This window comes from Cupriavidus sp. 2TAF22, from assembly GCF_052115045.1.
Classification (GTDB): Bacteria; Pseudomonadota; Gammaproteobacteria; order Burkholderiales; family Burkholderiaceae; genus Cupriavidus.
This window is the reverse complement of sequence record NZ_JBFRFX010000017.1, coordinates 84,707-109,544: the sequence shown is the minus strand read 5'-3', so window position 1 is coordinate 109,544 and position 24,838 is coordinate 84,707. Positions and strand designations below refer to the sequence as shown.

At 68.5% G+C, this 24,838-nt stretch carries 23 protein-coding genes and 1 riboswitch; of the genes, 7 read left to right on the top strand and 16 right to left on the bottom strand.

Annotated elements, in window-relative coordinates; all coding sequences use genetic code 11:
* The first annotated feature begins 39 nt into the window (after positions 1-39).
* The gene (locus AB4Z48_RS21355; RefSeq protein WP_441617585.1) at positions 40-354 is read left to right on the top strand and encodes an NIPSNAP family protein; all 315 of its coding nucleotides are present in this window, start codon (positions 40-42) and stop codon (positions 352-354) included.
* 57 nt (positions 355-411) lie between these two features.
* Positions 412-1,380: a cyclase family protein gene (locus tag AB4Z48_RS21350; protein WP_441617583.1), complete on the top strand. Its 969-nt coding sequence runs from the start codon at positions 412-414 to the stop codon at positions 1,378-1,380.
* On the opposite strand, the gene AB4Z48_RS21345 is transcribed toward AB4Z48_RS21350, so the two are convergent.
* Positions 1,373-2,329 carry a LysR family transcriptional regulator gene (locus AB4Z48_RS21345; RefSeq protein ID WP_441617581.1) on the bottom strand — a complete coding sequence of 319 codons (957 nt, stop codon included), beginning with the start codon at positions 2,327-2,329 and terminating at the stop codon, positions 1,373-1,375. The genes AB4Z48_RS21350 and AB4Z48_RS21345 overlap by 8 nt on opposite strands.
* Before the next feature lie 276 nt (positions 2,330-2,605).
* Between AB4Z48_RS21345 and AB4Z48_RS21340 the strand changes: the two genes are divergently transcribed.
* Positions 2,606-4,198: an aldehyde dehydrogenase (NADP(+)) gene (locus AB4Z48_RS21340; RefSeq protein ID WP_441617579.1), complete on the top strand. Its 1,593-nt coding sequence runs from the start codon at positions 2,606-2,608 to the stop codon at positions 4,196-4,198.
* Between the two features lie 171 nt (positions 4,199-4,369).
* Here AB4Z48_RS21340 and AB4Z48_RS21335 read toward each other — a convergent pair whose 3' ends face one another.
* The 3 genes from AB4Z48_RS21335 to glmU form a co-directional block, all read right to left on the bottom strand.
* On the bottom strand, positions 4,370-4,660 hold the full coding sequence (locus AB4Z48_RS21335; protein WP_441617577.1) for a hypothetical protein: 291 nt from the start codon (positions 4,658-4,660) through the stop codon (positions 4,370-4,372).
* 484 nt (positions 4,661-5,144) lie between these two features.
* Positions 5,145-6,983 (bottom strand): glutamine--fructose-6-phosphate transaminase (isomerizing), encoded by a 1,839-nt coding sequence (gene glmS, locus AB4Z48_RS21330; protein ID WP_441617575.1) that lies wholly within the window; start codon positions 6,981-6,983, stop codon positions 5,145-5,147.
* 120 nt (positions 6,984-7,103) lie between these two features.
* Positions 7,104-8,465, bottom strand: a complete 1,362-nt coding sequence (gene glmU, locus AB4Z48_RS21325) for a bifunctional UDP-N-acetylglucosamine diphosphorylase/glucosamine-1-phosphate N-acetyltransferase GlmU (RefSeq protein WP_441617573.1) — start codon at positions 8,463-8,465, stop codon at positions 7,104-7,106.
* 212 nt (positions 8,466-8,677) lie between these two features.
* Here glmU and AB4Z48_RS21320 point away from each other — a divergent pair, with 212 nt between their 5' ends.
* On the top strand, positions 8,678-9,610 hold the full coding sequence (locus AB4Z48_RS21320; RefSeq protein ID WP_441617571.1) for a DUF6279 family lipoprotein: 933 nt from the start codon (positions 8,678-8,680) through the stop codon (positions 9,608-9,610).
* A 13-nt stretch (positions 9,611-9,623) separates the two neighbouring features.
* Here AB4Z48_RS21320 and ttcA read toward each other — a convergent pair whose 3' ends face one another.
* The 3 genes from ttcA to AB4Z48_RS21305 form a co-directional block, all read right to left on the bottom strand.
* Positions 9,624-10,565 (bottom strand): tRNA 2-thiocytidine(32) synthetase TtcA, encoded by a 942-nt coding sequence (ttcA, locus tag AB4Z48_RS21315; RefSeq protein WP_441617569.1) that lies wholly within the window; start codon positions 10,563-10,565, stop codon positions 9,624-9,626.
* Positions 10,566-10,721: 156 nt separating this feature from the next.
* The gene (locus AB4Z48_RS21310; RefSeq protein WP_441617567.1) at positions 10,722-11,123 is read right to left on the bottom strand and encodes a dihydroneopterin aldolase; all 402 of its coding nucleotides are present in this window, start codon (positions 11,121-11,123) and stop codon (positions 10,722-10,724) included.
* Between the two features lie 69 nt (positions 11,124-11,192).
* Complete coding sequence (locus AB4Z48_RS21305; RefSeq protein ID WP_441617565.1) at positions 11,193-12,026, bottom strand: SDR family oxidoreductase; 834 nt, start codon at positions 12,024-12,026, stop codon at positions 11,193-11,195.
* A gap of 15 nt (positions 12,027-12,041) precedes the next feature.
* On the opposite strand from AB4Z48_RS21305, the gene AB4Z48_RS21300 reads away from it, so the two are divergent.
* Positions 12,042-13,253: a class I SAM-dependent methyltransferase gene (locus AB4Z48_RS21300; RefSeq protein ID WP_441617563.1), complete on the top strand. Its 1,212-nt coding sequence runs from the start codon at positions 12,042-12,044 to the stop codon at positions 13,251-13,253.
* Between the two features lie 29 nt (positions 13,254-13,282).
* The gene (locus AB4Z48_RS21295) at positions 13,283-13,477 is read left to right on the top strand and encodes a DUF2905 domain-containing protein (RefSeq protein ID WP_441617561.1); all 195 of its coding nucleotides are present in this window, start codon (positions 13,283-13,285) and stop codon (positions 13,475-13,477) included.
* Between the two features lie 73 nt (positions 13,478-13,550).
* Here the strand turns inward: AB4Z48_RS21295 and AB4Z48_RS21290 are convergent, their stop codons facing one another.
* From AB4Z48_RS21290 to AB4Z48_RS21275, 4 genes are all read right to left on the bottom strand, one after another.
* A complete protein-coding gene (locus AB4Z48_RS21290) occupies positions 13,551-14,786 on the bottom strand; it encodes a multifunctional CCA addition/repair protein (RefSeq protein WP_441617559.1) in 1,236 nt (411 codons plus the stop codon).
* Between the two features lie 9 nt (positions 14,787-14,795).
* Positions 14,796-15,488 carry a glutathione S-transferase family protein gene (locus tag AB4Z48_RS21285; protein WP_441617557.1) on the bottom strand — a complete coding sequence of 231 codons (693 nt, stop codon included), beginning with the start codon at positions 15,486-15,488 and terminating at the stop codon, positions 14,796-14,798.
* A gap of 198 nt (positions 15,489-15,686) precedes the next feature.
* Entirely contained in the window at positions 15,687-16,712 is a 1,026-nt protein-coding gene (locus AB4Z48_RS21280; protein WP_441617555.1) for a complex I NDUFA9 subunit family protein, read from the bottom strand.
* 95 nt (positions 16,713-16,807) lie between these two features.
* Positions 16,808-18,766: a transglycosylase SLT domain-containing protein gene (locus AB4Z48_RS21275; RefSeq protein ID WP_441617553.1), complete on the bottom strand. Its 1,959-nt coding sequence runs from the start codon at positions 18,764-18,766 to the stop codon at positions 16,808-16,810.
* A 104-nt stretch (positions 18,767-18,870) separates the two neighbouring features.
* Here AB4Z48_RS21275 and AB4Z48_RS21270 point away from each other — a divergent pair, with 104 nt between their 5' ends.
* Positions 18,871-19,461 carry a 5-formyltetrahydrofolate cyclo-ligase gene (locus AB4Z48_RS21270; protein ID WP_441617551.1) on the top strand — a complete coding sequence of 197 codons (591 nt, stop codon included), beginning with the start codon at positions 18,871-18,873 and terminating at the stop codon, positions 19,459-19,461.
* Between the two features lie 1,032 nt (positions 19,462-20,493).
* Here the strand turns inward: AB4Z48_RS21270 and AB4Z48_RS21265 are convergent.
* From AB4Z48_RS21265 to ahcY, 5 genes are all read right to left on the bottom strand, one after another.
* Positions 20,494-21,273 (bottom strand): Mut7-C RNAse domain-containing protein, encoded by a 780-nt coding sequence (locus AB4Z48_RS21265; RefSeq protein ID WP_441617549.1) that lies wholly within the window; start codon positions 21,271-21,273, stop codon positions 20,494-20,496.
* A gap of 28 nt (positions 21,274-21,301) precedes the next feature.
* A complete protein-coding gene (locus tag AB4Z48_RS21260) occupies positions 21,302-21,664 on the bottom strand; it encodes a TfoX/Sxy family protein (RefSeq protein ID WP_441617547.1) in 363 nt (120 codons plus the stop codon).
* A 4-nt stretch (positions 21,665-21,668) separates the two neighbouring features.
* Entirely contained in the window at positions 21,669-22,499 is an 831-nt protein-coding gene (gene metF / locus AB4Z48_RS21255; protein WP_441617545.1) for a methylenetetrahydrofolate reductase [NAD(P)H], read from the bottom strand.
* Positions 22,500-22,675: 176 nt separating this feature from the next.
* A complete protein-coding gene (locus tag AB4Z48_RS21250; protein WP_441617543.1) occupies positions 22,676-23,029 on the bottom strand; it encodes a phage holin family protein in 354 nt (117 codons plus the stop codon).
* Between the two features lie 120 nt (positions 23,030-23,149).
* On the bottom strand, positions 23,150-24,568 hold the full coding sequence (gene ahcY, locus AB4Z48_RS21245; RefSeq protein WP_441617541.1) for an adenosylhomocysteinase: 1,419 nt from the start codon (positions 24,566-24,568) through the stop codon (positions 23,150-23,152).
* 126 nt (positions 24,569-24,694) lie between these two features.
* Positions 24,695-24,791, bottom strand: a riboswitch (S-adenosyl-L-homocysteine riboswitch).
* Positions 24,792-24,838: the final 47 nt, after the last annotated feature.

Genomic DNA, 24,838 nt, shown 5'->3' with positions numbered 1-24,838 from the left:
CGCGCGCGCCCCATTCCACCGACAACAAGGAAACTGTCCATGCATTACGAAATGCGCACCTACACCATCCAGATCGGCAAGATGCAGGAATACCTGCAGCACTTCGAGAAGGAAGGCCTGCCGGTCATCTCCCGCTACGCCACGCTGGTGGGCTGGTGGTACACCGAGATCGGCGAACTGAACCAGGTCGTGCACATCTGGGCCTATGAAAGCCTGGACGACCGCATCGAGCGCCGTGCCGCGCTGTACCGGGACCCGGACTGGCTCGAGCGCTTCGTGCCCAAGGCCTTCCCCATGCTGATCAGGCAGGAATCGAAACTGCTCAGGCCCGCGGCCTTTTCGCCCATCCGCTGACAAGACAAGGCCGCCGTCGCAGCGGGCGGGCGGCGGCCGCCACGAGGAGACACCACGATGTGCGTACACGGTTCGAACAACAATCCTGACATCAAGCAACTGCTGGAAGGCCTGCCGACCAACTGGGGCAAGTGGGGCCCGGACGACGAGGTCGGCGCGCTGAACTACCTGCAGGCCGCGCAGGTGCTGCGCGGCATCGCGGCGGTCAGGCAAGGCAAGACCTTCACGCTGCAGATCCCGATCGGCCACGAAAAGGGCGAGCCGCTGTTCCCGGGCCGCCGGCCGTCGATGCGCATGAACGTGCTGGACAAAGGGCACTACCTGGCCGGCAAGGCGCACTTCGACGGCAACGTCGAGTTCTCCGACGACGTGATCTTCATGCATGTGCAGGGCTCCACGCAGTACGACGCGCTCGGCCACGTCTGGTACGACGACAAGCTGTGGAACGGCTACGACGCCATGAGCACCATCGGCAGCATGGCGCGCGCCAGCATCGTCCCCATCGCCGAGCGCGGCGTGGCCGGCCGCGCGGTGCTCGTCGACATGGCGCGCCATCGCGGCAAGGCCGTGCTGGACAAGGGCGAGACCTTCACCCATCTCGACGTGCTGGCCGCGGCGCAGGCCCAGGGCACCACCATCGAGCCGCGCGACATCCTCATCATCCGCACCGGCTGGATCGGCTCGTTCTACGAGCGCGAGGCCGCCGAGTTCTACAGCGATTTCGTCGAGCCGGGCCTGACCTTCAGCCGCGAACTGGTGGAGTGGTTCCACGCCATGGAGATCCCCAACCTGGTGACCGACACCATGGGCAACGAGGTGACGGTGGACCCGCAATCGGGCGTCATGATCCCGCTGCACGCCGCGCTGATGCGCAATCTCGGCGTAGCCTTCGCCGAGGTCGCGCAGCTCGACGCACTGGCCGAGGATTGCGCCGCCGACGGCCAGTGGCAGTTCCTCTACACCGCGGCGCCGCTGAAGATCGTGGGCGGCACCGGCGCGCCGGTCAATCCGCTCGTCATCAAGTAGGCTGCTGCCCGCCGTCCGGCCGCCCGGCGAACAACTCGTCGATCAGCAGCCGCGCGCCGGGCGACGGAGTCGAGCCGGCGCGGCTGATCACGCCGAACGGCTCTTCCAGTGGCGGCAGCGTGACCGGCAGGCGCGCCGCCAGCCCGAAGCGCTCGCCGAACAGCGCCACTTCGCGCGGCATGACGGCAACCAGCGTGGGGTCTTCCTGCAGCATGGTGAAGGTGGTGAAGGTGGAGGCGGTCTCCAGCGGGAAGCGCGGCGCCTTGATGCCCGCGTTGGCAAGCTCGCGCTCGAGCGCCACGCGCATGGGCATGTTGACCGGATAGGCGATCCAGCTGGAGCCGCTCAGCGCCTCCAGCGCGACGCAAGCGGCGCCGGCCAGCGGATGGCCGCACGCCACCACCACCGACAGCGGCTCCTCGTCCAGGCGCAGGCAGGCGTAGGCGTCGGGCCGCCGGCTGACGCCGCTGCGGCAGATCGCCACGTCCACCCGGCCCTCGTCGACCAGATCGAGCAGGCGCGCGCTGGTGTCCTCCACCACCTCCACGGACAGGGTCGGATGCTTGCGGCGCAGCGCCGCCAGCACCCTGGTCAGCAGCGGCACCGCGCCCATGATCACGCCCACCGCGAGGTGGCCGCCGTGACCCTGCGCAATGGCGGTCATTTCTTCGCGCAAGTGCTCCAGGTCGCTGTAGATCAGCCGCGCATAGCGGATCACGCAGCGGCCCAGGTCGTTGGCCACCAGTCCCTTGGGCTGGCGTTCGAACAGCGGCATGCCCAGCAGGTTCTCGATCTCGCGCAGTACCTTGGTCGCGCCCGGCTGCGAAATGGCGATCTCGTCGGCGGCCTTGTGCAGCGACCCGTGGCGGTCGAGCTCGATCAGCAGCCGCAGCTGCTTGAGCCGCAGGCGGGAGGCGAGGATGTGCAGCGAGGGGACGGTGTGGCTCATGTGGACGGCATCGGGGAAAGAAGTGGCCACTATATCGGCTGCCGCGCCCCGCCGCTCTTGCCGGCGCATCCAGACAGTCTTGCGCCGCAGGCAAGAATCGGCCGGCCGGCTGCCCGCGTGCAAAGCGATAACGAATGCTTATCGCCCCGCGCCCAGATGTCATTGGCCCCGGGCGGGCACGGCCGCTACAGTCGACCGCCGGAGGCACGCGGTGCGGCGCACCCGCGCCCGGCGCCTTTCGCCGATCCGTTCCCCCACCTTCAGGAGACCATCGTCATGCCGGCAATGTCGGGCTACAACTACATAGGCGGCGAGCGCCGCGCGGCGGGCTCGGCCTTCCTCTACAGTGTCGATGCGGCGAGCGGCGAACGCCTGCCGCTGCGCTTCGTGGAAGCGACCCCCGGGGAGATCGACGCGGCCGCGCAGGCTGCCGCGCAGGCCTTTCCGGCATTCCGCGCGCTGGCGCCGCGGCGCCGCGCCGAATTCCTGGATGCCATCGCCGATGAGATCGATGCGCTCGGCGAGGCCTTCGTGGAGCTGGTCTGCCGCGAAACCGCCCTGCCGGCCGCCCGTATCCGCGGCGAACGCAGCCGCACCAGCAACCAGATGCGCCTGTTCGCGCAGGTACTGCGCCGCGGCGACTTCCTCGGCGCCCGCATCGATACCGCCCAGCCCGGGCGCCAGCCCCTGCCGCGGCCGGACCTGCGCCAATGCCGCACCGGCATCGGCCCGGTGGCCGTGTTCGGCGCCAGCAATTTTCCGCTGGCCTTCTCGACCGCGGGCGGCGACACCGCATCGGCGCTGGCCGCCGGCTGCCCGGTCGTGTTCAAGGCCCACATGGGCCATATGGCGACCGCGCAGGAAGTCGCGGACGCCATCCTGCGCGCGGCCCACCGGCTCGACATGCCGGCCGGCACGTTCAACATGATCTTCGGCGACCGCGTGGGCGAGCGCCTGGTCAAGCATCCCGCCATCCAGGCCGTCGGCTTCACCGGTTCGCTGCGCGGCGGGCGCGCCCTGTGCGACATGGCCGCCGCGCGGCCCCAGCCGATTCCCGTGTTCGCCGAGATGAGCAGCATCAACCCGGTGCTGCTCATGCCCCTCGCGCTGGCGCGGCGCGGCGGGCAGGTGGCGGAGGAACTGGCGGCGTCGGTCGCGCTGGGCGCCGGGCAGTTCTGCACCAACCCGGGCCTGGTGCTCGGCGTGCGCGGCGAGGCGTTCTCCGCGTTCGTGCGGCACCTGTGCGCGGCGGTCGAGGCCCAGCCTGCGCAAACCATGCTGAGCGCGGGCGGGATGGACCACTACGCGCATGGCTCGCGGGCGCTCGCGACGCACCCGCGCGTGGCGTTGCTGGCAGGCACGGCGCAGCGCGACGGCAAGGCATGCGCTCAGGTGTTCCGGGCAGATGCGGCACTGCTGCTCGAAGGCGACGCGCTGCTGCAGGAGGAAGTCTTCGGCCCCTCCACGGTGGTGGTCGAGGCCGCGGACGCGGAAGAACTAGGCCGGCTGGTCGACAGCCTGCGCGGGCAGCTCACCGCCACGCTGATCGCGGAGGACGACGAGATCGCGGATTGTGCCGCGTTGGTGGCGCGGCTCGAGCAGAAGGTGGGCCGGATTCTCGTGAACGGCTATCCGACCGGCGTGGAGGTCTGCGAAGCAATGGTGCATGGCGGCCCCTACCCGGCCACCTCGGATGCGCGCGGCACTTCGGTCGGCAGCCTGGCCATCGACCGCTACCTGCGTCCGGTCTGCTACCAGAACTTTGCCGACGCGCTGCTGCCCGAGGCACTGAAAGATGCCAATCCGCTGGGCATCAACCGGCAGGTGGACGGCGCCTGGACGCGCGCGCCGCAAGGCCCTGCCGCATAACGGGCGCGCATCGGGCCCACCTCGGCCCCACCTCGGCCCCGCCTCGGCCCCATGTCGGCACCACATCGCCCGCATGGTGGCCGCATGACGGCCGTCCTGCCCGCGCTGCCACGAGCGGCGGCGGCAGATTTTCCTGTCGCCGCCCCCGAGGGCAGCGGCCCTGGCCGGCGTTCAGCCGCACTGCCCTTCGCCGCGCGTCTTCGCGCGGTTCCAGGCCTGCCCCGCGGCGAGTCCCCCCGCCGTCGGCAGCAGCCGGTCCGATTCCTCCGCCACGCCCCTGTCGTACATCAGCAAACCCGAATCCATCATCTTGCGGATCTGCCAGCAATGCACGAACTGAGCCTTGCCTTGCGGGCCCGGCTCCGTCAGCGAAACGCTCGGCAGCAGATTGCCCCAGGGATCGCGAGACAGGCGCAGGACTGCGCCGTCGACCAATCTGCCCAGTAGCTCGCCTTGCCTCATCCCTGCTCCCTGCTTCTTGTCTTCGTGCCGGCCGCGCCGCGGTGAATCTGCGTGTTCCCGCGCAGCGACAGGCTTGCTCCCGCGGGGCGGGGACATGGTGCGCTTCGCGCGCTCTGCCGCATGTACCCGCCGCCGGGGCGCACAGTGTAGCGCGTCTGCATGGCACGGCGAAGACAACACATGCGCCGCGGTGCACGCGGCGTTGGCCGATATCAAAGTAGGAAATGCACCGACAGCAGGGGCCGGCGCCAGGGGCGATGCTGAACAGCAAGCCGGCAAGCGGGCGGCTCTGTGCCGCGCGCCGCGCCGGGGCCGAGCCGCAAACGTCAACGGGCAAGCCTTGGCCTGCCCGCTGGATGATGCCTTTAAGCCTGTCATCCGCTCGCGCATGATGAAGACATGTAGATACAGATACCTGGCGACCAGGGTGCCGGCACGCCGTGCGCGGCGTGATACCGGCCGGCGGCCCCCGGCCGCGCCGCCCTTACTCCACCGTGACCGACTTGGCCAGGTTGCGCGGCTTGTCCACGTCCGTGCCGCGGGCGCAGGCGGTGTGGTACGCCAGCAATTGCAGCGGCACCACGTGCAGGATCGGCGACAGGTCGCCGTAGTGCTCGGGCAGGCGGATCACCTGGATGCCATCGCTGGACTGGATATGCGTATCGCTGTCAGCGAACACGTACAACCGGCCGCCGCGCGCGCGCACTTCCTGGATATTGGACTTGAGCTTCTCCAGCAGGGCGTCGTTGGGCGCCACGGTCACCACCGGCATGGCCTCGGTCACCAGGGCCAGCGGGCCATGCTTGAGCTCGCCGGCGGGATAGGCCTCGGCGTGGATGTACGAGATTTCCTTGAGCTTGAGCGCGCCTTCCAGGGCGATCGGGTAGTGCAGGCCGCGGCCCAGGAACAGCGCGTTCTCGCGGCGGGCGAAGTCCTCCGACCACGAGATGATCTGCGGCTCCAGCGCCAGCACGCCGTGCAGCGCGGCCGGCAGGTGGCGCAGGTTGGCCAGCGCGGCGGCCTCGGCCCCGGCGGTGAGCTTGCCGCGCACCTTGGCCAGCGCCAGCGTCAGCATGTACAGCGCGGCGAGCTGGGTGGTGAAGGCCTTGGTGGAGGCCACGCCGATCTCGGTGCCGGCGCGGGTCAGGAAGCGCAGTTCGGTCTCGCGCACCATGGCGCTGGTGGCCACGTTGCACACCGACAGCGTGTGGGTGTGGCCGAGCGACTTGGCGTGGCGCAGCGCGGCCATGGTGTCGGCGGTCTCGCCGGACTGCGAGATCACCACCACCAGCGCGCGCGGGTTGGGCACGGTCTCGCGGTAGCGGTATTCGCTGGCGACCTCGACCTGGGTCGGGATCTTCGCCACCGACTCCAGCCAGTACTTGGCGGTGCAGCCCGAGTAGTAGCTGGTGCCGCAGGCCAGGATCAGGATGCTGTCGATCTCGCCGAACACGCCTTGCGCGCTCTCGCCGAACAGCTCCGGCGTGATCGCATCGACGCCTTCGAGCGTATCGCCCAGCGCGCGCGGCTGCTCGAAGATCTCCTTCTGCATGAAGTGGCGGTACGGGCCGAGTTCCACGGCCGCGGCGTGGGTCTCGACCACGCGCACTTCGCGCTCGACCAGGTGGTCGTGCACGTCGCGGATGGTGGCGCCCTCGCGGGTCAGCTCCACCACATCGCCTTCTTCCAGGTAGACGATGCGGTTGGCCGTGCCGGCCACGGCCAGCGCGTCCGAGGCCAGGAACGATTCGTTCTCGCCCAGCGCCACCACCAGCGGCGAGCCGGCGCGCGCGCCGACCACGCGCTCGGGATGGTCCTTGGCGAACACGGCGATGGCGTAGGCGCCATGCAGGCGCTTGGTCACCGCGCGCACCGAGCCGAACAGGTCGCCGCGCGTGGCGCTGCTGGGATAGCTGTAGGCCTGGTGGATCAGGTGGGCGACGACCTCGGTGTCGGTCTGCGACTCGAAGCCATAGCCGGCCGCACGCAGCTCTTCGCGCAGCGGCTCGTAGTTCTCGATGATGCCGTTGTGCACCAGCGCAATGGTCTCGCCCGAGAAGTGCGGGTGGGCATTGGTGGTGTCGGGCTTGCCGTGGGTGGCCCAGCGCGTATGCGCCACGCCGGTGACGCCGGCGAGGCCGGAGGCGCGGGTCTGCTCGTCCAGGTCCGCCACGCGCGACACGGTGCGGGCGCGCTCGAGCGCGCCCTCGCGCACCACGGCCACGCCACAGGAGTCATAGCCGCGATATTCGAGACGACGCAGGCCTTCGATCAGGACCGGAACGATATTGCGCGAGGAAACCGCGCCGACGATGCCACACATAACTTTCTCCCGACAGGTGCGGTCATGGCCGCGCCTGATAGATTGCGCGGTAACGGCAGCGCCGTCACCCGCGGTTTGCCAATGCCGCCGGCCATGGCGCAGGCCGGTCGGTGGCGGGGCTTATTTCTTCGCTTGCTTGACCGGGCGGTGCCAGGCGTCGAGGGTCATCTGCTTGCTGCGCGACAGCGTCAGCTTGTCGGCGGGCGCTTCCTTGGTCAACGTGGTGCCGGCGCCGATGGTGGCGCCGCGGCGCACGGTCACCGGGGCCACCAGCTGCGTATCGGAGCCGATGAAAACATCGTCCTCGATGACGGTGCGGTGCTTGTTGGCGCCGTCGTAGTTGCAGGTAATGGTGCCGGCGCCGATATTGACGCGCGAGCCGACCGTGGCGTCGCCCACGTAGGCCAGGTGGTTGGCCTTGCTGTGCGCCGCGATCTCGCTGTTCTTGACCTCGACGAAGTTGCCAATGTGCACATCCTCGCCGAGCACGGTGCCCGGGCGCAGCCGTGCGTACGGGCCGATGCGGCCTTGCGCGCCCACGCTGGCGTCTTCGAAATGGCAGAACGGCTGCAGGCGCGCGCCCGCGCCGATGGTGCTGTTGCGGATCACGCAGCTGGCGCCGATATGGGCGCCGTCTTCGAGATGCACGCGCCCTTCGAACACGCAGTTGACGTCGATGGTCACGTCGCGCCCGCAGGTGAGTTCGCCGCGGATATCGATGCGTGCGGGGTCCAGCAGCGTCACGCCGGCTTCGAGCAGGCGCTGCGCGAGGTTGCGCTGGTGGATGCGCTCCAGTTCGGCCAGCTGCACCTTGCTGTTGACGCCCAGCGTTTCCCACAATGCGACGGGTTGCGTCGCGACCACTTCCATGCCGTCGGCGACGGAGCGCTCGACCGTATCGGTCAGGTAGTACTCGCCCTGGGCGTTGTCGTTGCGCAGCGTGGACAACCAGCGGCGCAGGTGGCCGGTGGGCGCAATGATGATGCCGGTATTGATCTCGCGGATGGCGCGCTGCGCCTCAGTGGCATCTTTTTGCTCGACAATACGTACGATGCTGCCTGCCTCGCGCACGATGCGGCCGTATCCGGCGGGGTCGTCCATCTCCACGGTCAGGATGCCGAAGCGTTCCGTGCCGGCCTCGGCCACCAGGCGCTGCAGCGTGGCGGACTCGGTCAGCGGCACGTCGCCGTACAGCACCAGCGTGGGCTGGCTGTCGTCGAGCAGAGGCAGCGCCTGCGCCACGGCGTGGCCGGTGCCGAGCTGCTCGGCCTGGAGGGCGAAAGCGACGTCGGCGGCGCCCACGGCCTCGCGCACGCGCTCGGCGCCATGCCCGACCACCACGACAAGCCGCGTCGGCGACAATTTGCGGGCCGTAGCAATCACATGCGCGAGCAGCGGCTGGCCGGCAAGCGGATGCAAGACCTTGGGCAACGCGGAGTTCATGCGCTTGCCCATTCCCGCAGCGAGAATGACGATATTCACAAGGAGGGTCCTAAGTGAGTGTGTCCAAAAACCCGTTTGAAACCGCCCCCGGGACAGCCCGGGGGCCGGCAAGGCTGGCCGGCTTCGTGATCCGGATCCCGCGACAGGCGGCAAAGGCTGCCGCAACCGGGAATGGCGGGCGCGTTCAGGGCCCAAATCACGCGGAAAAGGATTCTATCATGCGGGTTTTACGCCGTTTGTCACCAATTCTCATGTCGTGGAACGAGCGCCACGGTGCCGGCCTGCGCAAGTTCGCGCTGGCCGGCGCGCTGATCGCGCTGACCGCGCTGGGCGCATGCAACGCCATGAAACTGGGCTACCAGCAGGGCGACCGGCTAGCCTTCTGGTGGGTTGACAACTATGTGGATGTGTCGGCCAGCCAGGAACCGCTGACGCGCGACGCCATTGCCCGCTTCTTCGCCTGGCACCGCAAGGACCAGTTGCCGGAAATCGCCGGCCTGCTGCGCCAGGCCAAGAGCGAAGTGCAGCAGCCGGTCACGGCAGCCGAGGTGGGCAGGATCCAGGAAGGCGCCCAGCGCCTGGCGCGCGTGGCGTTCGACCGCTCCACGCCCGACGTGGCCGACCTGCTGCTGACGCTCACGCCCGAGCAGATCGCCCGGATGGAGAAGAAGTTCGGCGAAGCCAACGCCAAGTACCGCAAGGAGTACCTGCGCCCTGACCCGGCCGCCCGCGAGGAAGCCCGCTTCGACAAGGTGATGGATTATGCCCGCCTGATCTACGGGCGCTTCTCCAGCGAGCAGGAGGCCGTCATCCGGCGCGCCATGGCGCCGGTGGTGCAGGGTGCGGAGGCGCGCTACGACGAGCGGGTCAAGCGCCAGCAGGAATGGCTGGCCCTGGCCAGGCAGGTGCAGGCCACGCGTCCGCCCAAGGCCCAGGTCGTGGAGATGCTCAGGCGCTACGGCGACCACTGGCAGAACCCGCCCACGCGCGAGCGCGATGCGCGCCACGACGCCAACAACGAAGCGGGCCTGGTGCTGACGGCCTCCATTGCCAACCTGACCACGCCCGAGCAGAAGAACCACGCGGTCGAGCGCTTCCAGAAATGGATCGAGGACGCCAACGCGCTGATGCGCGAAAAACCGCCCGCCACGGCCGGCACGCAGCCGGCGCGGGCAGAGAACTAGCCGCGTCCGCTGCTCAGTCTGCGACGGCCGGCGCCGTGGCGGCCGGCGCGGACTTCTCGAAGCGCACGAATTCCAGCTTGTTCTCCTCCATCCCGCCGGCAAAGACCAGCGGCTGCTGGGAGAAGGTGGTCTCGCCGAACAGCGCGGCCTCGTCCACCTTGGCCAGCCCGGTCGCCAGGCCATTGAAATCGAACAACGCGGTATCGGCCAGGTGCGAGGGCACCACGCTGCGCAGCGCGGCAAAGATATTGTCGGTCCGGCCCGGATTCGTGCGCTCCCATTCCACCAGCATCTCCTTGACCTTCTTGCGCTGCAGGTTCTCCTGCGAGCCACACAGGTTGCACGGGATGATGGGGTACTCCATGGCGCGCGCGTAGGCGGCGATGTCCTTTTCCGGGCAGTAGGCCAGCGGACGGATCACGATGTGCTGGCCGTCGTCGGTGGCCAGCTTGGGCGGCATGGCCTTCATCTTGCCGCCGAAGAACAGGTTCAGGAAGAAGGTCTGGACGATGTCGTCGCGGTGGTGGCCCAGCGCGATCTTGTTGGCGCCCAGTTCCTTGGCGGTGCGGTAGATCACGCCGCGGCGCAGGCGCGAGCACAGCGAGCAGGTGGTCTTGCCCTCGGGCACCTTCTCCTTGACGATGGAATACGTGTCCGCGTCGACGATCACATATTCCACGCCCACCGACTTCAGGTACGCCGGCAGGATGTCCGCGGGGAAGCCCGGCTGCTTCTGATCCAGGTTCATCGCGATCAGCTTGAACTTGACCGGCGCGCGCTTCTGCAGCGCCATCAGCACCGACAGCATGGTGTACGAGTCCTTGCCGCCGGACAGGCAGACCAGCACCGTGTCGCCGTCCTCGATCATCTTGAAATCGCCGATGGCGCGGCCCGTCTGCGACTGGAGATAGGTCTCCAGGCGGAAGAAGTTCTTGGAATGCGTGGTGGCGGTCATGGCGCTCGAATCGGGGAAGGCGGGGGCGGAACGGCGTGCGATGCGGCAGTCACGTCACTTGCGTTGCTGCCGGCCGGGCCGTAGCCGGATAACCTGCCATTTTAGCTTGAGCGCCCCGGCCGCGCCGAACGCCGGCGCGCGCTTCTTGCGCGGCTGTTACTCGCTCTTGATATGGAAGACCTCGACACCGACCGAATCGCAGTCCGGGTAGACGTCCGGCTTCTCGGTCGACACGCGCACGGCGCGCACCTTGGGATGCTTGAGCATGGCGCGCGCCACGTCGTCGCACAGGGTTTCCTGCAGGTGCACGTGGCCCTGCGCCATGCGCTCGGCCACGGTATTGCGCATGAAGTCGTAGTCCACCACTTCCTGCAGCTTGTCCTCCTGGGGCGTGCTCTGCGCCAGCGGCACGAACAGGTCGATATTGATCAGCACGCGCTGTTCGCCCTTCTTCTCGAATTCGTGCACGCCGATATTGATCTGCACTTCATAGTTGCGCAGGAACATGCGGCGGCAGTCTTGCAGGCTGGGGAGTGAAAGGGCGGCGAGCATGGTCATGATGGGATGCTAAGTCTGAAAGGCGCGCGGGCTGGTTGCCGGCCTTGCGCGCCGGGGTACGTCAAAGGGTTATTCGGTCAGGAACATCACGTCGCGCGCGAGCGGCATCAGGTGCTGCCCGCCATCGACGTAAAGCGTGGTGCCGGTCACGGCGCGCGCGTCGGCCAGGTAGGCCACGGCCTGCGCGATATCTTCCGGCGTGGACGACTGGCCCAGCGGGGTCATGCAGTGCGCGCGCCGGAAGCCGGGACTGGACTGGTCGCCCGAGACCATGGTGATGCCGGGCGCCACGCCCACCACGCGCAGCTTGGGCGCCAGCGCCTGGGCCAACTGCACGGTGGCGGTCTGCAGGGCGGACTTGGACAGCGTGTACGACAGGAAATCCGGGTTGAGGTTGTCCAGCTTCTGGTCGAGCAGGTTGATCACCACGCCGGTCTGCCCGTCCGGCAACGCGCGGTGCAGCTCGCGCGACAGCAGCAGCGGCGCCGCCACGTTGGTGCGCATGTGGGTGTCGAGCGAGGCATAGGAAAAGCTGGTCGCCACGTCGTACTGGAACAGCGAGGCATTGTTGACCAGGCAGGTCGGCACGCCCAGCGCCGCGATGCAGTCGGCGACCAGCTTGCCGGTGGAGGCTTCGTCGGCCAGGTCGGCCTGCAGCACCGCGGCGCGGCGCCCGCCCGCGCGGATCTGCGCGGCCAGCGCCTCGGCCTCGGCCAGCGAACGGTGGCAGTGCACCGCCACGTCCCAGCCGCGCGCGGCCAGTTCCAGCGCGATCACGCGGCCGAGCCGGCGCGCGGCACCGGTGACGAGCGCGACGCCGCGCGCCGGGGCGGCGGTGGCAGCAGTCGCTGCGGCAGGTGCCGCGCCGGGCGCGGCGGAGTCAGGGGATACGGAGTCTGGCATTGCTACAATCGCGGTATGCACAAAGGCGCTAGTCTACCCCTTCCCCCCGCCGACGCGCTGGCCGCGTCCGCCGCGCTCAGCGCACATATCGGCCAGGCCATCGTCGACGCCGGCGGCTGGCTCGGTTTCGACCGCTATATGGCGCTTGCGCTATATGCCCCCGGCCTTGGCTACTACAGCGGCGGCGCCGCCAAGTTCGGCCGCGACGCGCGCGACGGCAGCGACTTCATCACCGCCCCCGAACTGAGTCCGTTCTTCGCGCGCACCCTGGCACGCCAGTTCGCGCCGCTGCTGGCGCAAGGCCTGTCCGAGGTACTCGAATTCGGCGCCGGCACCGGCCGCCTCGCCGCCGACCTGCTGCTGGCCCTGGAACAGGAAGGCCAGCTGCCCGAACGCTACGCCATCGTCGAACTCTCCGGCGAGCTGCGCGCGCGCCAGCAGGCCACGCTGGCCGGGCGCGCCCCGCACCTGGCCGCGCGCGTGCAATGGCTTGACACGCTGCCGGAGCATTTCGAAGGCATCGTGGTCGGCAACGAAGTACTCGACGCCATGCCGGTGCGCCTGTTCGCCCGCAGCCACGGCCGCTGGCTCGAACGCGGCGTGATCCGCCGGGAGAGCGAGGATGGCGCGGAGGCTACCGATGGCGCCGGCGCCTTCGCGTTCTCCGACCGCCCGCTGCCGGCCGACGCCCTGCCCGAAGCGCTGCACGCCATCCCCGGCGACCACGACATCGTCACCGAGACCCACGCCGAAGCCGAGGGCTTCACGCGCGCGCTGGGCGCGATGCTGGCGCGCGGCGCCGCTTTCCTGATCGACTATGGCTTCCCCGCCGCCGAGTACTATCACCCGCAGCGCATGGAAGGCACGCTGATGTGCCACTACCGCCATCATGCGCACCCGGACCCCTTCCTCTACCCCGGCCTGCAGGACATCACCGCCCACGTCAACTTCAGCGGCATCGCCCACGCCGCCGTCGACGCCGGCCTGACGGTAGCCGGTTTCGCCTCGCAGGCGCGTTTCCTGATGAACGCCGGCATCACCGAATTGCTGATGGCGCTGGACCCCAACGACACGCAAAGCTTCCTGCCCGCCGCCAATGCGGTGCAAAAGCTGTTGTCCGAGGCGGAAATGGGCGAGCTGTTCAAGGTCATCGCCCTGACCCGCGGGCTCGACGACACCTTGCCGCTGGCCGGTTTCGCGCGCGGCGACCGCAGCCACGCGCTATAGTCAGGCATCCACCCCCTCAGGCACGCACCATGCTGCGCTGGACCCTCACCATCTTCCTGGCCGTCATCTTGCTGTCGGCAGCCCTGCCCTGGCTGCAAAAGCTGGGGCTCGGGCGGCTGCCCGGCGACGTGCGGTTCCGGCTGTTCGGGCGGGATTTCATGCTGCCGTTTGCCTCCACCATCCTGCTGTCGCTGGTGGCCTTGCTGGTGGGCAAGCTGATCTAGGGACGGGAGCGGGAGGGAGCGGGGATAGCGCCGGCATGCGCCGGCCCCTGCCCCGGCCCCTGCGAGCGTCCGCTCACGCCCCCAGCGCAGTCTCCACCGCCGCCACCCGCGCCACATGCACGCGGTCGCGGATCAGCGTCGCATTCCCCGCGCATTCCCTGGCCACCGCACCCCCATCCACCGACGACGCGGCGTCGAGCGCCGCCATCAGCCGCGCGGTCTGCGGATAGCTGCGTTCCTCGAAGCCGAGACGCCCCCGGGCATCGGCCTCGCAGGCCTGCAGCACTTCGGCAAAGCGGGCGGGCTTGCGCAGCGCGTCGCAGCGCTCCAGCAAGCGCGTGAGCGCCGCGGCGCCGAAGGTGTCGGAGCGGTGGATATTGCCGTGCTCGCGCGCGACCACGACCGCGAGGTCGCGGCATTCGGTGGGCACGCGCAAGCGCTTGCAGACGGCCTCGAGCAGCGCCACGCTGCGCTGTTCGTGGCCGATATGGCGCGGCAGGATGTCTGCCGGCGTGGTGCCCTTGCCGAGGTCGTGCATCAGCGCGGCGAAGCGCACCGCCAGCGAGGCGCCCATGGCGGCAGCGGTATCGACCACCATCATCACATGCACGCCGGTATCGACTTCGGGGTGGTAGTCGGCGCGCTGCGGCACGCCCCACAGCCGGTCCAGCTCGGGCAGCAGGCGCGCCAGCGCGCCGCAGGCGCGCAGGACCTCGAACATGCGCGAGGGCTTCGCTTCCATCAGGCCGCGCGCGATTTCCTGCCACACACGCTCGGCCACCAGGGCGTCGACCTCGCCCGCTTCGACCATGCGGCGCATCAGCGCGAGCGTGTCGGCGGCCACGGTGAAATCGTGGAAGCGCGCCGCGAAGCGGGCCACGCGCAGGATGCGCACGGGGTCTTCGGCGAAGGCTTCGGAGACATGGCGGAACTGGCGCGCGGCCAGGTCGCGCTGGCCGCCGTAGGGGTCGATCACCGGGCCGGTGAGTGCGCCGTCCGCATCGACCGCGCGCGCCATGGCGTTGATGGTAAGGTCGCGCCGCACCAGGTCGTCCTCGAGCGAGACGTCCGGGGCGCAGTAGAAGGCGAAGCCCTTGTAGCCGGCCGCGGTCTTGCGCTCGGTGCGGGCCAGCGCGTATTCCTCCCTGGTCTGCGGATGGAGGAAGACCGGGAAATCCTTGCCGACCGGCTTGTAGCCCGCGGCTTCCATCCCGGCCGGGGTCGCGCCCACCACCACGTAGTCGCAGTCCTGGCTGGGCTTGCCCAGCAGGGCGTCGCGAATGGCGCCGCCTACGGCATACACCTGCATAAGCGGATCTCAGTGATTGATGACGATGGCGTCGTCGCGGTCGGGGACGAGCCGGTAGGGTTCATCGGATGCGAGGAAATCGCGCTCCTCGCGCGCGTCGGCGATCCAGGCCTGCATGGCCGGCAGCGCGAGCATGAAGTCGGCGTAGGGCTTGGCCGCATCGTCGGGCAGGTGGATGCCATAGGTGGCGAAGCGGCTGACCACCGGCGCGAAGTACGCGTCGGCGATGGTGAACGCGCCGAACAGGAAGGGGCCGCCGGCCCCGAAGCGCGCGCGCAGGTCGGACCAGATCGCGGCGATGCGGTCCACGTCGCGCTGCACGGCCACGTTCCAGCCCATGCCGGGCAGCACCGCGGTGACGTTCAGCGGCAGCTGGCTGCGCAGGTTGCCGAAGCCGGAATGCATCTCCGCGCAGACCGAGCGGGCCAGCGCGCGCGCGTTGCGCTCGGCCGGCCACAGCTGCTTCTCGGGGAAGCATTCGGCCAGGTATTCCGCGATCGACAGCGTGTCCCACACGGTGAGGTCGCCGTCGATCAGCACCGGCACCTTGCCGGTGGGCGAGTGGCGCGCGATCTCCTGCTCGAAGCCCGGCGCGAACAGGCGCACCTTGACTTCCTCGAAGGCAATGCCGGCATGGCGCATCAGCAACCACGGACGCAGCGACCAGGACGAATAGTTCTTGTTGCCGATGACGAGCTTCATCGCGGAATCCTTGCAGGAAATGGGGAAAGAGAGGCCGGGACAGCACACCAGCGAAACAGGTCATTGTAGCCAGCGGCGCCGGGCCCCTCCAAGCGAATTGCGCTCGCAGCGATGTGAAGCCAGGTCACATGCGCCGCCGGCGGCAGGACGCGGGCAGGCCACCGGCAGGCCCCGCGCGGACCTGCCGCCCGGGCCGCTTCAGCGGTAGATGCTTCGCCGCAGCACCTGCATCTGGCTCTCGTGGCCGCGGCCGGCCAGCACGTCGGTCATCACCACTTCCAGGCTGACGGGCTGGCGCAGGCCCAGCTCCGGCGCGATCTGGCCCTGCATGACATTGTCCAGCCGCATGGAATCGAGATTGTCGCGCGTCATCACCGGCGCGCCCGGCATGTGCTCGAGCACGGCTGCCTGCAGGCGCGCGAGCGCGTCGGGCAGGTGCAGGACCGGGCGCGGATGGCCGCTGGCGCGGCCGGCAAAGCGCACCAGTTCCTCCAGCGTGTAGACCTGCGGCCCGGCCAGGTCGTAGGCCCGGCCGATGGTGGCGGGCGCGGCCATGGCATTGACGAAGGCCTGGGCCACGTCCTGCACGTAGACCGGCTGGAACCTCGCCTGCGCGCAGGCCAGCGGCACCACCGGCGCGATCTGCTGCATGTGGGCGAAGAGATTGAGGAAATGATCGTCGGGACCGAAGATCACGGAGGGGCGGAAGATGGTCCAGTCCAGCTCGCTTTCGCGCACCACGCGCTCGCCGTCGCCCTTGCTGCGCAGGTACATCGACGGCCCCGCGCTGTCCGCGCCCAGCGCGCTCATGTGCAACAGCCGGCGCACGCCGGTGCTGCGGCAGGCTTCCACCACGCAGCGGGGAAGATCCACATGCGCGCCGGCGAAGGCGCCACCATAGGGCTCGGCACGCTCGCCATGGAGAATGCCGACCAGGTTGACCACGATGCCGTCGGTACCCAGCGAGCCGATGGCGGCGTTCAGGTCGGCCTCGTTGCGCACGTCCAGTTCGGTGACTTCCACGCGCGGCAGCAGCAGCAGGTGCTGGGCGTGCTCGGCGTCGCGCGTGGCGGCGACGATGCGCTCGGGGTCGAGGGGCGGCTCGGTCACACTGCCCGGTTCGAGCGGCGTGGCCGAGGCGGTGGCGACACCCGCCAGGCGCGCCACCAGGTGGCTGCCGACGAAACCGGCCCCGCCGATCACTAGGACATTGCTGGTCTGCATGGATTTCTCCGTGGCAAGGGACGACTGGCGCGCGCCCGGGATGGAGCACGCGCCGGTGACCGCACCGGCCGGCAGACCGCGCCGCCCGCGCTGCCTCAGGGCAAGGCGGTGGTGGTGATCTGCGACGGCGACACCGAGCCCAGGCGATCCTTGAGCGACTGCGGCCGGCCGCTCATCAATGCAGCATAGTACGTGGCGTTGGAGAGCACATTCTTGACGTAGGTACGCGTCTCCGAGAACGGGATGGTCTCGGCGAAGATCGCGCCCTCGACCTGGCGCGGCAGGCTCGAGCGCCAGCTCTTGGGACGGCCCGGGCCCGCGTTGTACGCGGCCGAAGCCAGCGTCCAGGAGCTGTCCAGGTCGGTAAACACCATGCTCATGTAGTTGGTGCCGAGCATGATGTTGATGTTCGGATCGCTCATCATCGAAGGCGAGAAATCCGTCATGCCGATCTTGCGCGCGACCCACTTGGCGGTGGCCGGCATCACCTGCATCAGGCCATGGGCGCCGGCGGACGAGCGCGCGTTCATGATGAAACGCGATTCCTGGCGCACCAGGCCGTAGGCCCAGGCCATGTCCAGGCCGACGTCGTCGGTGGCGCGCTGCATGATGTCGCGGTAGGGCATCAGGAAGCGCAGCGAGAAGTCGTGCTCGGCCTGGGTGCGGTCGGCGGTGTTGACGGCGCGGTCCAGCAGCTCGATGCGGCGCGCGTAGTCGGCGGCGGCCAGCAGCTGGCGGTCGGTCATGCCGCGCAGCTCCCAGTTCCACTCGCGGTTGCCCTCGAAACGCAGGTTGAGGTCATAGAGCTTCTGCGCGCGCACGAAGCCCGGGCGGCCGCGCATGGCGTTGACATCGGCGTCGGCGACCTGGGTGCGCACCGGCAGCACCGTGCGGTTGCCCAGTCCCTCGTTGGCCAGCTGGCCATAGAAATTGAACTGGCCGGCGATCGACTGGAACTGCTGCTGGGCCTCGCCGGCACGGTTGTCCGCCTTGAGCGCGCGGCCATACCAGTAGGTCCAGGCCGGGTCCTTGGCGCGCAGCTCGGGGCGCATCAGTTCCACCGCCAGGCGCACCTGCTTCCAGTCGCCCTGGCGCAGCGCGGCACGCACGCGCCATTCCTGGGTCTCGTCGGACAGCCACTGGTTGCCGCCCAGGTCCATCTGGCGGCTGTAGTAGCCGGCCGCCTCGGGCGCCAGCTTCTTGGCGGCGAACTGGCCGATCACGCCCCAGCCCGCGCCCTGCTCGTCGCGCGACAGGCCGCCGGCGCTGGCGTTCAGGTAGGCCGCCGCCTGCGAGGGATCGTTGCGCGCCATCTTGACCACCGTGGCCAGTGTGTTGCTGTCGCCGCGCGCGTCGGGGACCGCGGCGGCAATGCGCCCCGCCAGCGTCACAAAATTCTGCTCGAGCGCCTGGCGTGCCTGGAAGGCCACGTCGCTGGGCTCGATCTGCCGGCTCTGCGCCAGGTAAGCGATCAGGTCGACGCAGCCTTCGCCGAAGTACTTGGGATCGCTGAGCACGGCGCGCGCATCGGCCGCCACGTTCTGGCCCTTGAGCGCGCGCGACAGCAGCGCATAGCACTCCACCTGGGTGTCGTCCTTGAGCACGAACTGCGGGTACTCGGCGTCGAAATTGGCCCAGTCGCGCTTCTTGCCCAGCACCAGCAGCCAGTCGTTGCGCATGCGGTCGGCAATGGCCTCGCCCTTGTAGCGCTGCAGGAAGGCGCGCACCTGGTCGTCCGGCGCGTCGATGCGGGCCAGGCCGCTGGCGTCGAACATCTGCGGCTTGATGCGGAAATACTCGACGTACGACGGGATCGGGTAGTCCACCAGCGTGGCCGAGATGGCATCGGTGCGCACCACGTCGTTCTTGCGGGCGGCCTCGCGCAGTGCCACGAAAGCGTCGTCGGGATTGCTCGGGATGCTCAGCGAGGGCGCCTGGGACTGGACCTGCGGCGACGGGCGCTTTTGTGCAAATACCGGCGTGGCAAGCAGCGCGCACGCGATCGCCGTCAGGGCGGCCTTGGCCGCACGCTGCGGATATACTCCCTTCGGCATTCTTAGCTTCCTTGTTGTGACGGCCGGACGGCATCGCCTTCTCGGAGCGCGCCTTTTCCGACCGTGCAATATTTGGTCAACAGCAGACATTATCCCACGCAGCCATGCCCAGCGACGAGCATCGCAACCGCTCCGGCGAGGAACGCAACGCCCTGCGGCAGCGCCTGCTGGCGCTGCGCGCCGCCCTGCCCGCGCGCGCCCGCGCCGACGCCGCCATCGAAGCCGCGCTGGCCACGCTGCTGGAACGCCAGGCAGCGGTGCGGCGCCTCGGTTTCTACTGGCCGATCCAGCACGAGTTCGACGCACGCCCCGCGGTAACGCGCTGGCTGGCCGCCGCGCCCGGCCGCCAGGCGGCCCTGCCGGTGGTCAGCCGCCCCGGCGCGCCGCTCGACTTCCACCTGTGGGAACCCGGCACCGCGATGGCCACTGGACGCTACGGCATCCCGGTCCCCGACGGCACGCCGGCCGTGGTGCCGGACGCGCTGCTGATTCCTTGTGTCGGTTTCAGCTCCGATAAGTTCCGCTTGGGATATGGCGGGGGCTTCTATGACCGCACGTTGGCGGCGCTGGCTGCCGCTGGCGGTACACCGCCGGTGGCGATTGGCATCGGGTTCGAGGCTTGCCGGATCGGGCTCCTGGCGGAGGGGCATGATGTGGGGATGGATTGGGTGGTTAGTGAGGGGGGGATTTTTTGACGCATGGGAGTGCGCCTGTGTCTGTGGGCCTGGCGGCCCGAGCTTGATTGGCTGTTCAGACTGTGGGCCTGGCGGCCTGGGCCTTTTGGGTCCTTCAGGCGCATGCAAGTGCGCCTGTCTCTGTGGGCCTAGCGGCGCGGGCTTTTTGGGTCATTCAGGCGCATGCAAGTGCGCCTGCCTCTGTGGGCCTAGCGGCGCAGGCTTGGTAGCCCGTTCGCACACATGTAAGTGTCACTTTTCTTTTCTCGAAAAGAAAAGTAACCAAAAGAAAGCGATTCTTGCAGAAGGCTGGGCGCTCAGATTTCTCGTCTCTCGCTGGTTTCGTGGTGGGTCTTGTGGCTTCGGCTCGACTGCTGACGCTACCGGCGCTGGCCGCGGTGCCATCCCGGATGTGGCCGTTTCACATTACGGCTCCATGATGGCCGAGGCCCAGGCCGCTCAGGCTTCTGCCGTTACCGGCTCGGGCGGCCGCGATATAGCACCCTCGTGTTTTCGTGGTGGGCGCGGTGGACCCGAACGCGAAAGCCTCGGCTTCCCAAACCGGTGGGCCGGTGTGCTGCGGCTGAGTGCTCCCGCCCGGGAGCCACCGCGCCCACCACGAATCCAGTGCCGTTCCTATGCCGCACCCATCCGCCCCGGTCGCGGCAGCAGTTTGAACTACCTGGGCCAACGCCACCATGCAGCGCCACCACGAATCGGACATCAGTCGAGATGTCCCCGCGGCTAGCGCCGGTAGCGTCAGCAGTCCAATCGAAGCCAACGCGCCCACCACGAAACCACCACCACCCATAAAGTCTGAGCGCCCAGCCTTCTGCAAGAATCGCTTTCTTTTGGTTACTTTTCTTTTCGAGAAAAGAAAAGTGACACTTACATGTGTCCGAACGGGCTACCAAGCCCGCGCCGCTAGGCCCACAGAGGCAGGCGCACTTGCATGCGCCCGAATGACCCAAAAGGCCCAGGCCGCCAAGCCCACAGACACCCGAAAGACCCAAAAGGCCCCCGCCGCCAGGCCCGCAAAAGCAACCATACCAATCACCCCTTCCACAACAAATCATCCACCACCCCCCGCATCCGCCGCCAATGCGACCCCTCCCAAAACACCCTCTGGCAGCAATCGCAAGTAGCAAACCGCTCCTGTCTCGCCAACACGCCAGCCGGCACGCGTCCGGCCATCACCGCCACCTCGGCCTTGTCGATGCGCCGCAACGGCACGTTGCAGTCAAGACATAGCGAAAACGGCCGCGCACTACGCGCCAGGTCGAGCCGCGCGAAGATCTCGTGCAATTGCGGCAGCGCCTTGATGGCGCGCACGTAGCAGCCATGGGTGACACCGCGCCGCTTGAGCAGCTCGCGGTCGCGCGTGAGCACGATGCGGCCCTCGCGCAGGGCGATGGCCTCGATCTCGGCGTCGGCGAAATGGTTGTCGTAGAGGGTATCGAAGCCGGTCAGGCGCAGCAGGTGCGCCAGCCCGCCGAGATGCGCATCGGCCACGAAGCGTGTCTCGCGCAAGGGCGCGGTGCGCACGCGCAGCAGCGGCGTGACGTCGAAGGTTTCGAAGCGGGGATAGACGGCCACGCGGTCGCCGTCCTCCAGCGTCCGCTCGAAGGCGCTCGATTCGCCGTTGACCAGGATCAGCTCGACCTCGGTATGCGGCACGCCCAGCGCCTCGATCATGTGCTTGACGGTGGCGGCGCGCGCGCAGGCGCAAGCACGGTCCACGCCGCGCTGCGCGCGCGGCAGGAAGTCGTTCAGTTCCTCGTAGAAACGGAACGTGGCGGTGACGGCGGTGGCTTCGGCGGCGGTTGTGGCCATATGCCAGTTTAGGCCATCGCCGGGCCGCTCAGCGCGCCTGGTTGGCCAGCCGCAGCGTGGACTCCACCGACAGCCGCGCCCAGGCGGTCATCTCCTCCGCGGATTCCAGGCAGGCCGGCGGCAGGCTCAGGTAATGGCGCATGGTGACTTCGCGCCCGGCACTGCTGTACCGGAACGGCTCGCCGCCCTCGGCCTCGAAGCGCGCGCGGGTCTGGTCGTCGGTCTTGAGCCAGCAGCGCCCGCCCGACACCAGCGCGAACATCAGGCCGTCATAGTACAGGCCGTGGCCGCCGAACATGCGGCGCGCGCCGATCGGGCCGATGCGCGCCGCCAGCGGGCCCATCAGCTCGAGCAGGTGGTCGATGAAGGGATCCGGGCGGCGCGCCGGCATGGCGTCAGAGCTTGAGGCGCTGCCAGATGGCCTTGGTCGCGCCGGCCGAGTTGAGCGTATAGAAATGCAGCCCCGGCACGCCGGCGGCCAGCAGGCGCTCGCACAGCGCGGTGACCACGTCCAGGCCGAAGGCGCGGATCGATTCGCGGTCGTCGCCGAAGCCCTCCAGGCGCCTGGCCACCCAGCGCGGCACTTCGGCGCCGCACATCTCCGAGAAGCGCATCAGTTGCGAGGAATTGGTGATCGGCATGATGCCCGGCACGATCGGCACTTCCACGCCCATGGCGCGCACGTCGTCGACGAAGCGGAAATAGGCGTCGGCGTTGAAGAAGTACTGGGTGATGGCCGAGTCGGCACCGGCCTTGACCTTGCGCACGAAGTTCTCGAGATCGACGCGCGGCGACTTGGCCTGCGGGTGGTACTCCGGATAGGCCGCCACTTCGATATTGAACCAGTCGCCGGTTTCGGCGCGGATGAACTCCACCAGCTCGTTGGCAAAGCGGAACTCGCCGATCTCGCCCATGCCCGAGGGCATGTCGCCGCGCAGCGCCACGATATGGCGGATGCCGCCGTCGCGGTACGTCTGCAGGACCTGGCGGATGCTCTCGCGCGAGGAACCCACGCACGACAGGTGCGGCGCGGCCTCGATGCCTTCGCGCTGGATTTCCAGCACGGCATCCAGCGTGCCCTGCTGGGTGGTGCCGCCGGCGCCGAACGTCACCGAGATGTACTTGGGATGCAAGGGAGCCAGCTGCGCACGCGTGTTGCGCAGCTTCTCGGCGCCCTCGGCAGTCTTGGGCGGGAAAAACTCGAAGCTGAAGTAGCGGTCTTGCATGATGGTGGCGCGCCGCGTGTGGCGCGGCGCGCTGGAAAGTTGGTTTTGATCCCCCGTCTGCGCGAGACGGTTGCCTCGAAATGAAGCGTAGCGGTCCTGGGCCAGGCGCGGCCGCGGACAGTCGGGCGGTACGGCAAGGCCGCGCGACGACGACAGGAGCTGTCCGGTGCGGCCTCTCAGGCGTTGCGACGTTCGCCCAGCAGCACGCTCGACAGCAGCCAGGAAATCACGCTGTACAGGATGGAGCCGAGCAGGGCCGCGCCGAAGCCCGTGACCACGAAGCCGGAAAGCAGCTTGCCCACGAACAGGAACAGCAGCGCGTTGATCACGAAGATGAACAAGCCGAGCGTGAGCAGCGTCACCGGCAGCGTGAGGATGACCAGGATCGGCCGGATCAGGGTGTTGACCAGCCCCAGCACCAGCGCGGCGATCATGGCCGAGCCGAAGCCGCCCAGGTGAATCCCGCTGATCAGGTTGCCCACCAGGAACAGCGCGGCGGCGTTGATGATCCAGACGGCCAGCAATCTCATGACGACTCCTTCGCTCGGGTCAGACGGACAGACGACAGACAGATCCACGACAGACAGGCGCGGGATACCGCGCCGCGCGCGGCCAGGGCTGCCAGCCGGCCGCCCTGGCCGCGACCGCGATCAATAACGGTAGTGGTCGGCCTTGTACGGGCCTTGCTTCTGCACGCCGATATAGGCAGCCTGCTCCTCGGTCAGCTCGGACAGCTGCGCGTTGAGCTTCTTGAGCTGCAGGCGCGCGACCTTCTCGTCCAGGTGCTTGGGCAGCGTGTAGACGCCCACCGGGTACTTGCCGCTATCGCGTTCCTGCCACAGTTCGATCTGGGCGATGGTCTGGTTGGCGAAGGAGCTGCTCATCACGTAGGACGGGTGGCCCGTGCCGCAGCCCAGGTTCACCAGGCGGCCCTTGGCGAGGATGATGATCTTCTTGCCATCCGGGAAGATCACGTGGTCGACCTGCGGCTTGATCTCGTCCCACTCGTACTTTTCCAGCGAGGCGATCTCGATCTCGTTGTCGAAGTGGCCGATGTTGCMGACGATGGCCTGGTCCTTCATCCTGGCCATGTGGTCATGCGTGATGACGTGGTAGTTGCCGGTGCAGGTGACGAAGATGTCGCCGTGCTCGGCGGCGTAGTCCATGGTCACCACGCGGTAGCCTTCCATCGCGGCCTGCAGCGCGCAGATCGGGTCGATCTCGGTCACCCACACCTGCGCCGACAGCGCGCGCAGCGCCTGCGCGCTGCCCTTGCCCACGTCGCCGTAGCCGGCCACCACGGCGACCTTGCCGGCGATCATCACGTCGGTGGCGCGCTTGATGCCGTCCACCAGCGATTCGCGGCAGCCGTACAGGTTGTCGAACTTGCTCTTGGTCACCGAGTCGTTGACGTTGATGGCCGGGAAGCGCAGCTCGCCCTTTTGCGCCATCTGGTACAGGCGGTGCACGCCGGTGGTGGTTTCCTCGGTCACGCCCTTGATGGCGTCCAGGTTGCGGCTGTACCAGCTCGGGTCCTTGGCCAGCTTTTCCTTGATGGCGGCGAACAGGAAGGTTTCTTCCTCGCTGCCCGGCTTGGCGATCAGCGAGGCATCCTTCTCGGCGCGCGCGCCCAGGTGCAGCAGCAGCGTGGCGTCGCCGCCGTCGTCCAGGATCATGTTGGGGGTGCCGCCGTCCTTCCAGTCGAAGATGCGGTGGGTGAAGTCCCAGTATTCCTTGAGCGATTCGCCCTTGAAGGCGAACACCGGCGTGCCCGACGCGGCGATGGCGGCGGCGGCGTGGTCCTGGGTCGAGAAGATGTTGCACGAAGCCCAGCGCACGTCGGCGCCGAGGGCCACCAGCGTCTCGATCAGCACGGCGGTCTGGATGGTCATGTGCAGCGAGCCGGCGATGCGCGCGCCCTTGAGCGGCTGCTGGGCGGCGAACTCGTCGCGGATGGCCATCAGGCCCGGCATCTCGGTCTCGGCGATGGCGATTTCCTTGCGGCCCCAGCCGGCCAGGCCGATGTCTGCGACCAGGTAATCGTTCTTCAGGTCAGTCACTGCGTTCATGTTTCACTCCGGTGAAGAGTGGCGCGACGGTGACGAGTGCGGGGGGATATGCGGCCGCGCCGGCATTCCGGACGAAACAGGAATGCCAAGCGGGCGGATAGGTCGACTCGCCTCCGTGGGACCACGGATCAGCGAGCGCCGTTGAGACAGTCCGAGCCTGGCGAATGGCTTACCGGCCCATTGGGGCACAATGACCACATTCGTTGCAACGCTCCTCGGAGTGGCGGTATTGTAGCCTGCCCGGCGGCGCTGCGCACCGCCGCCAGCACG

Coding starts and splice junctions, on each gene's coding strand:
- AB4Z48_RS21355 (WP_441617585.1), top strand. CDS start 40: ATGCATTACGAAATGCGCACCTACACCATCCAGATCGGCAAGATGCAG.
- AB4Z48_RS21350 (WP_441617583.1), top strand. CDS start 412: ATGTGCGTACACGGTTCGAACAACAATCCTGACATCAAGCAACTGCTG.
- AB4Z48_RS21345 (WP_441617581.1), bottom strand. CDS start 2,329: ATGAGCCACACCGTCCCCTCGCTGCACATCCTCGCCTCCCGCCTGCGG.
- AB4Z48_RS21340 (WP_441617579.1), top strand. CDS start 2,606: ATGCCGGCAATGTCGGGCTACAACTACATAGGCGGCGAGCGCCGCGCG.
- AB4Z48_RS21335 (WP_441617577.1), bottom strand. CDS start 4,660: ATGAGGCAAGGCGAGCTACTGGGCAGATTGGTCGACGGCGCAGTCCTG.
- glmS (WP_441617575.1), bottom strand. CDS start 6,983: ATGTGTGGCATCGTCGGCGCGGTTTCCTCGCGCAATATCGTTCCGGTC.
- AB4Z48_RS21320 (WP_441617571.1), top strand. CDS start 8,678: ATGTCGTGGAACGAGCGCCACGGTGCCGGCCTGCGCAAGTTCGCGCTG.
- ttcA (WP_441617569.1), bottom strand. CDS start 10,565: ATGACCGCCACCACGCATTCCAAGAACTTCTTCCGCCTGGAGACCTAT.
- AB4Z48_RS21310 (WP_441617567.1), bottom strand. CDS start 11,123: ATGACCATGCTCGCCGCCCTTTCACTCCCCAGCCTGCAAGACTGCCGC.
- AB4Z48_RS21305 (WP_441617565.1), bottom strand. CDS start 12,026: ATGCCAGACTCCGTATCCCCTGACTCCGCCGCGCCCGGCGCGGCACCT.
- AB4Z48_RS21300 (WP_441617563.1), top strand. CDS start 12,042: ATGCACAAAGGCGCTAGTCTACCCCTTCCCCCCGCCGACGCGCTGGCC.
- AB4Z48_RS21295 (WP_441617561.1), top strand. CDS start 13,283: ATGCTGCGCTGGACCCTCACCATCTTCCTGGCCGTCATCTTGCTGTCG.
- AB4Z48_RS21290 (WP_441617559.1), bottom strand. CDS start 14,786: ATGCAGGTGTATGCCGTAGGCGGCGCCATTCGCGACGCCCTGCTGGGC.
- AB4Z48_RS21285 (WP_441617557.1), bottom strand. CDS start 15,488: ATGAAGCTCGTCATCGGCAACAAGAACTATTCGTCCTGGTCGCTGCGT.
- AB4Z48_RS21280 (WP_441617555.1), bottom strand. CDS start 16,712: ATGCAGACCAGCAATGTCCTAGTGATCGGCGGGGCCGGTTTCGTCGGC.
- AB4Z48_RS21275 (WP_441617553.1), bottom strand. CDS start 18,766: ATGCCGAAGGGAGTATATCCGCAGCGTGCGGCCAAGGCCGCCCTGACG.
- AB4Z48_RS21270 (WP_441617551.1), top strand. CDS start 18,871: ATGCCCAGCGACGAGCATCGCAACCGCTCCGGCGAGGAACGCAACGCC.
- AB4Z48_RS21265 (WP_441617549.1), bottom strand. CDS start 21,273: ATGGCCACAACCGCCGCCGAAGCCACCGCCGTCACCGCCACGTTCCGT.
- AB4Z48_RS21260 (WP_441617547.1), bottom strand. CDS start 21,664: ATGCCGGCGCGCCGCCCGGATCCCTTCATCGACCACCTGCTCGAGCTG.
- metF (WP_441617545.1), bottom strand. CDS start 22,499: ATGCAAGACCGCTACTTCAGCTTCGAGTTTTTCCCGCCCAAGACTGCC.
- AB4Z48_RS21250 (WP_441617543.1), bottom strand. CDS start 23,029: ATGAGATTGCTGGCCGTCTGGATCATCAACGCCGCCGCGCTGTTCCTG.